6 protein-coding genes are annotated in these 6,554 nt (G+C 70.0%); all 6 read left to right on the top strand.

Annotated elements, in window-relative coordinates:
* Positions 1-121 precede the first annotated feature (121 nt).
* The gene (locus AB0B64_RS53345) at positions 122-1,147 is read left to right on the top strand and encodes a LacI family DNA-binding transcriptional regulator (RefSeq protein WP_358200997.1); all 1,026 of its coding nucleotides are present in this window, start codon (positions 122-124) and stop codon (positions 1,145-1,147) included.
* Between the two features lie 46 nt (positions 1,148-1,193).
* Positions 1,194-2,123, top strand: a complete 930-nt coding sequence (locus AB0B64_RS53340; protein ID WP_357939316.1) for an ABC transporter permease — start codon at positions 1,194-1,196, stop codon at positions 2,121-2,123.
* On the top strand, positions 2,120-2,995 hold the full coding sequence (locus AB0B64_RS53335) for an ABC transporter permease (protein WP_358200985.1): 876 nt from the start codon (positions 2,120-2,122) through the stop codon (positions 2,993-2,995). The genes AB0B64_RS53340 and AB0B64_RS53335 overlap by 4 nt, the downstream gene beginning before the upstream one ends.
* Positions 2,996-3,077: 82 nt before the next feature.
* On the top strand, positions 3,078-4,616 hold the full coding sequence (locus AB0B64_RS53330) for an ABC transporter substrate-binding protein (protein WP_358200979.1): 1,539 nt from the start codon (positions 3,078-3,080) through the stop codon (positions 4,614-4,616).
* Positions 4,617-4,645: 29 nt separating this feature from the next.
* A complete protein-coding gene (locus tag AB0B64_RS53325) occupies positions 4,646-5,635 on the top strand; it encodes an ABC transporter ATP-binding protein (protein WP_358200969.1) in 990 nt (329 codons plus the stop codon).
* Positions 5,632-6,510: an ABC transporter ATP-binding protein gene (locus tag AB0B64_RS53320; protein ID WP_358200961.1), complete on the top strand. Its 879-nt coding sequence runs from the start codon at positions 5,632-5,634 to the stop codon at positions 6,508-6,510. Before AB0B64_RS53325 ends, AB0B64_RS53320 begins: the two co-directional genes overlap by 4 nt.
* The last annotated feature ends 44 nt before the right edge of the window (positions 6,511-6,554 follow it).

Here is a 6,554-nt window from a genome sequence, read left to right as displayed (position 1 = left end):
CGGTGAGGTCTCCACGCGCCATGGCGATGGCCTACCAGGACCACAGACCGCAGCGCAGCCAATCCCATTGATCTCAACTCCATACAGGCCCTAGCAGGGGGCTCGGATGAGTCGCGGACCGGTGCGAAAACCTACCCAGGCCGACATCGCGCGCCTCGCGGGCGTCAGTCAGGCCACCGTCTCGCTCGTGCTGAACGAGCGGAACGACGTCCGGATCAGTCCGACGACCCGAGAGCGAGTGCTGGCGGCGATCCGCGAATGGGGCTACGTCGCCAACCCGTCGGCCAGGTCCCTCGCCGGCGGCCAGAACAAGATCATCGGAGTGCACACCTTCGAACCGGTCTTCCCGACGACCAGCGTGGACTTCTACTTCCCGTTCCTGCTCGGCATGGAGCAGGCGGCCGCGGACCTCGGCTACGACCTGCTGATGTTCACCAGCGGCGGTGGCGAGCGGCAGGTCTTCCGTGACGGGGCGACCCGGTTGTCACTCGCGGACGGCGCGCTGCTGCTCGGGCGCGACCCGAACGTCGAGGAGATCGAACGGCTGCGCGACACCGGCTACCCGTTCGTCTACGTGGGACACCGGGAGGTATCCGGAGTGCCGATCTCCTATGTGGCGGCCGACTACGCCGGAGCGACCCAGCAGCTCACTGAACAGCTGTACGAGCTGGGCCACCGGCGGATCGCCTACGCCCGCATCGGCGACGGCGGGGCGCAGCCCAGCCGAGATCGGGAGAAGGGATTCCAGCGAGCGATGCCCGCCGGGGAAGCCAGGCGGCTCACCGGTCCGGTATGGACGCTGAAGTCCCCCGACGATGTGCCGGGTCTGCTGGCGGAGATCCGGCACGGCGACATCACCGCCGTGGTGGCGGAGCAGATCCTCCTGGCAGAGGAGCTTCTGACCTGCGCGCAGCGGCACGGAATGTCGGTCCCGGACGATCTGAGCATCGTCGTGCTGGGCGACTCCACCGGCGCGTCCCGCACCGACACGCCCTGGACCGGCCTGGTGGTCCCACGCGAGCAGATGGGCCGGCAAGCCACCCACCTGCTGGTGCGGCTGCTGGAGGCGCCCGAGCCGGAGGCCCGCAGAGAATACGTCGAATGCCCCCTCATTCCGGGCGCGACGGTGGCACCACCAAGGAGATAGCAGTGACCAAGCCCGCAGCCGTCGGCTGGAACATCTGGGACGACACATGATCCGGGTCATCGCCAAACGGCTGCTCGTCGGCGTGCTGGTGATGTGGGGAGCCGCCTCGCTCATCTTCCTCATCGTCCGGGTGGCCCCGGGCGATCCGACGACGATCCTGCTGGGCCCGGACGCGAGCCGGGAGCAGGTGGCCGAGCTCACCACGAAACTCGGACTCGACCGGCCGGTGTTCACGCAGTACCTCAGCTATCTCGCCGACGTGGCGCGGCTGGATTTCGGCGGCTCCTACCGCTTCGATCGGCCGGCGATGTCGCAGGTGTTCGAGCGCCTGCCCGCGACCGCCGACCTGATGCTCGCCTCCACCCTCATCGCCGTGGCCCTCGGCCTCGTGCTCGGACTGCTGGCCGGCGGGCGTCCGGGCGGCGTCGTCGATCGCGTGGTCACCGCGGGCACCATCGCCCTGCAGTCGTTCCCCACCTTCTGGGTGGGCATCATGCTGATCCTCATCTTCGCGCTGGCCTTCCGCCTGCTGCCCAGCGCGGGGGCGGGCACGCCCGCGCACCTGATCCTGCCGGCGATCACGCTGGCGCTGCCGTTCACCGCCATCGTGGCCCGCCTGACCAGGACGAGCGTCGCGGAGACCATGCGCGAGCCGTACATCCAGACGGCTCGCTCCAAAGGTCTCACCGAGCGGCAGGTGCTGCTCGGCCACGCACTGCGCAACTCCCTCATCCCCGTGGTGACCATCGTCGGGTTGCACATGGCCGGCCTGATGGGCGGGGCGGTCGTGGTCGAGAACGTCTTCGCCTGGCCCGGACTCGGCACGCTCGTGGTGGACGCGGTCTCCAACCGCGACTACGCCGTCGTACAGGCGGCGACCTTCCTGATCGCCGGCATCGTGATGCTGTTCAATCTCGTCGCCGACCTGCTCTACTCCCAACTCGATCCGCGCATCAAACTGGACGGTGCGGCATGACCGCCCTCGTCGATGTCCTGCCCGGCGTCGGCCGCGGGCGTGGGGCGGCCGGTCGGTGGCTCAGCCGGATCCCGTACGCCGTGCTCGCCATCTACGCCGTGGTCGGCGGGGCGGGCCCGCTGGTCATGGACTACAACCCGGTGCGCGTCGCTCTCGACGACCGGTTGCTCAGCCCGGGATCGCATGTCACGTCGGGCGGGATCGCCTGGTTCGGCACCGACGGTCTCGGCCGGGACGTCCTCGCCCAGGTCGTCTACGGTGCTCGCACGTCAGTGATCATCGGTGTCTCGACCGTCGTCGTCTCCTGTCTGATCGGCGTGACCATCGGCATCGTCGCCGGCTACTTTCGCGGCTGGCCGGACACGGTGCTCGCCCGTGGCATCGACATCCTGCTCGCCTTCCCGGCGATCCTGCTGACCATCGTGATCGCGGGCGCCTTCGAGCGCAGCGTCCTGGTGGTCGTGACCGCGCTCTCCGCGACGGCCTGGATCTCGTTCGCGCGAGTCACCCGCGGCGTCGCGCTGTCGGTCCGGGAGCGGCCTTGGATCGACGCGGCCCGCGTCCTCGGTGTACGGCCGGTGTCCATCCTCCTGCGGCACATCCTGCCGCTCACGGCCGGCCCGGTGGTCGCCCTGGCGACGCTGGAGTTCGCCCTCGTCGTGCTGGCCGAAGCCGGGCTCAGCTTCCTCGGCATCGGCCTGCCCAACTCGGCGGTCTCGTGGGGCCAGACCATCGCGAACGGAAAGCAGTACCTCGAAACCGCCTGGTGGATCTCGGCTCTGCCCGGCGTCGCACTGTCGTTGTTGATCATCAACATCGGGATCCTGGGCGACCAGCTCACCGCCCGATACGGACGCGGACATCTCAGATAAGGCACCGGCCCACGTCCGACCGGCACACCCTCCTTCCCTTCACAAGCACCCCCTGAAGCCCTCTGAAGACGGGAAGACGTCCATGACCAGACCTCTTGCCTCAGGCAGGCCGCGCCACGCGGCACTGGCCCTTATCGCCGCCGCGGCCATCGCGCTGAGCGGATGCAGCGCCGCCACCGGTGGCGGCACCGGCGGCGGCACCGGCGGAAGTGAGATCACCGTCGCCGGCACCTACCCCATCGACAACCTCGACCCGGCCAGTCCCCTGGCCGGCAGCGCCACCGGCACCCAGCTCGCCGCCCAGGCGATCTTCAGCCGGCTGATGCGGCCACGCCCGGACGGCAGCCTGCAGGGTGACCTCGCCACCGCCTGGAAGCCCGACGCCTCCGCCACCCAGTGGACGTTCACGCTGCGGCAGGGCGTGAAGTTCAGCGACGGCAAACCTGTCACCGCCGACGACGTCGTCGCCTCGTTCAAGCGGTTCATCGAGCTCAAGAGCACGAGCTCGGCCAACTTCACCGGTTACACGATGACCGCCACCTCGCCCACCGAGGTGGTGCTGAAGGCAGCGAAACCGGATGCGGCGGTGCCGTACAAGCTGGCCATCTTCTACGTGCTGCCCGGCAGTCTGACCGGCGAGAATCCGGCGTTCTTCAAGAACCCGGTCGGATCAGGGCCGTTCAAGGTGGAGAAGTTCGACGCGGCCGGGACGCTCGTGCTGGTGCCGAATCCCGGCTACTACGCAGGCGCGCCCCGGCTCGGACGGGTGACCATCCGCAAGATGCCCGAGCTCGCGGCCCGGATGACCGCACTGCGGACCGGCGAGGTGGACCTCATCTGGGGCATCCCCGACGACCAGCTCGCGGAACTGCAGCGCGACTCCAACCTCAAGGTCGAGACGGTGCCGAGCACCGCCGTGTTCACCATGTGGTTCAACTCCTCCGTACCGGCGCTGAAGGAGGCCAAGGTACGGCGGGCGCTGTGGCAGGCGGTCGACTTCGCGACCATCATCAAGCGGCTGTACCCGCAGACCGGCACCCTGGCCGACGCCCCGGTCTCGCCCGTCACCCTCGGCCACGTCCCCCAGGAACCCGTCCGCTACGACCCGGACGCGGCGAAGGCCGCGCTGAAAGCCGCCGGCTTCGACTTCGCCACCAAGCTGCGTCTGCAGTTCGCCAACGCCGAGTTCCGGCCGTTCAACCAGGCGATCGTCTCCGACCTGCAGAAGATCGGCGTCCAGGTGGACCTGCTGGAGAAGGAGCAGGCGGTGTTCACCAAGGATCTGCTCGCCCTGAACTGGGACATCAACTTCCAGCAGTTGTCGAACCCCACGTTCGACTCGGCCAACACGCTCGGCCGGTTGTACCCCTGCGCGGCCAAGCGCAACGGCTACTGCAACCCCGAGCTCGACAAGCTGCTCGCCGCCGCCGGGGCGAGCCCGGACGCCGACGAGCGGGTCAAGCTGTACGGCGAAGCCAGCAAGATCATCTGGCGGGACGCGGTCGGCATGTTCCCGATGGCGGTCAAGTACGCCTATGTCTGGAACCACCGGGTCACCGGCGTCACGCCGGATCCGAACGGACTGCCCGACTTCGCCGGCATGCAGGTCAGCGGTTCATGAGCCGAACGCGGACGTCACACCCTCGGCCGGTGTCCGACGCCACGACGGGCGACCCGTTGCTCGAGGTGGACGGGCTGGTCATCGACCTGCCCGTCGCCGGAGGTGCCATCCGCGTCGTCGACCGGGTGACGTTCGACATCCCGCCGGCGACTACGGTCGGGCTCATCGGCGAGTCGGGCAGCGGCAAGACGATGACCGCGAACGCCATGATCGGTCTGCTCCCGAACGGCGCGGCGACCGGCGGGGAGTTGCGCTGGCGGGGCGAGGATCTCCTCCGGGCGAGCCCCGCCCGGCGGCGCCGGCTGCGCGGCCACGAGATCGCGATGATCTTTCAGGACCCGCTGGCCGCACTCAATCCGACGCAGGCGATCGGCCGCCAGGTGGGCGAGATCCTCCGCCGGGCCGGCCGCCCGCGCGCCGAGGTGCGCCGGCGGGTGCTCGAACTGCTCGAACTGGCGGGCGTACCGGAACCGGCCACGAGGATGCGCAGCTATCCGCACGAGTTCTCCGGCGGGATGCGACAGCGGGCCATGATCGCCCTCGCCCTGGCGGGCAGCCCGGCGCTGCTGCTCGCCGACGAGCCCACCACCGCGCTCGACGTCACCGTGCAGGCGCGCATCCTGCGCCTGCTGCGCTCCATCCAGCAGGACCAGGGACTGGCGATGCTCCTGGTCAGCCATGATCTGCGGGTCGTGGCGCACGTCGCGCACCAGGTCGTCGTCATGTACGCCGGCCGGGTCGCCGAGCGCGGCCCCACCACGGCGGTGCTGGCTCGCCCGGCCCACCCGTACACCCGTGCGCTGGTCGAGAGCGTGCCCGCGGTGCGGACCCGTACCGCGCTGGCGCACCCGTTGCCGGGCACGCCGGCCACACCGGCGAACCGGCCGCCGGGGTGCGCGTTCCACCCTCGGTGCCCGTTGGCACGTGATCGGTGCCGTACCGAGGAGCCGGAGCCGAGATCCGTCGCGCCCGGCCGATGGGCCGCGTGCCACTTCGCCGAGGAGCTGCTGTCGCGATGAGTGAAGACGTTGACGCGGGCGGGACCCTGCTGGAGGTGCGCGACCTGCGGGTCACTTTCGGCCGCCGTGGCGCTTGGCTCGGGTCGCGCACTGACCGCCCTGGCTCGTGGTTCAGCTCGCGCGCTGAGCGGCGGTCTGGGCAGTTCGTCGCGGTCGACGGCGTGAGCCTCGCGGTGGCTCCGGACGAGATCGTGGGACTGGTCGGAGAGTCCGGGTCGGGCAAGACCACGGTGGCCCGCGCGGTGGTCGGCCTGGTCCGGCCCGAGTCCGGCTCCGTCATGCTCGACGGCGTGCCCGTGGGACCGGTCGGGCGCCGGACCACGGCGCAGCAACGTGCCGCGCAGATGGTCTTCCAGGACCCGCGGTCCTCGCTCAGCCCGCGCATGACCGTCGCCGCCATCATCGACGAGGCTTGGCGCACCCATCCGAGCTCGGCCCCGCCCGGCGACCGTACCGCCGCGCTGCACCGCCTGCTCGACGACGTCGGGCTCGACGCGAGCGTCGCCCGGCACCGGGCGGACGAGCTGTCCGGCGGACAGTGCCAACGGGTCAGCATCGCCCGCGCGCTCGCCGTCAGGCCGCGGCTGCTGGTGTGCGACGAAGCGGTGTCCGCCCTGGATGTGTCGGTCCAGGCGCAGATCCTGCGGCTGCTGGTCGACCTACGTGAGCGGCACCATCTGGCGATGCTCTTCATCTCCCACGACCTCGGGGTGGTGCACCAGATCGCGGACCGGATCGCCGTCATGCGCCGTGGTGTGGTGGTGGAAGAAGGGATGACGGCGGACGTTCTCGGGTCGCCGCGGCACGAGTACACCCGCGGCCTGCTCGATGCCGCTCTTGAGCTGTCCACCGCAGGCGTTCAGGACAGCACCTGAGGTCAGCACCTCGGGTCAGCACCTGGGGTCAGCACTTGGGGTCG

Origin of the sequence: Nonomuraea sp. NPDC049129 (assembly GCF_040648495.1) — a bacterium.
Lineage (GTDB): Bacteria > Actinomycetota > Actinomycetes > Streptosporangiales > Streptosporangiaceae > Nonomuraea.
This window is presented reverse-complemented; position numbering and strand designations above follow the sequence as displayed.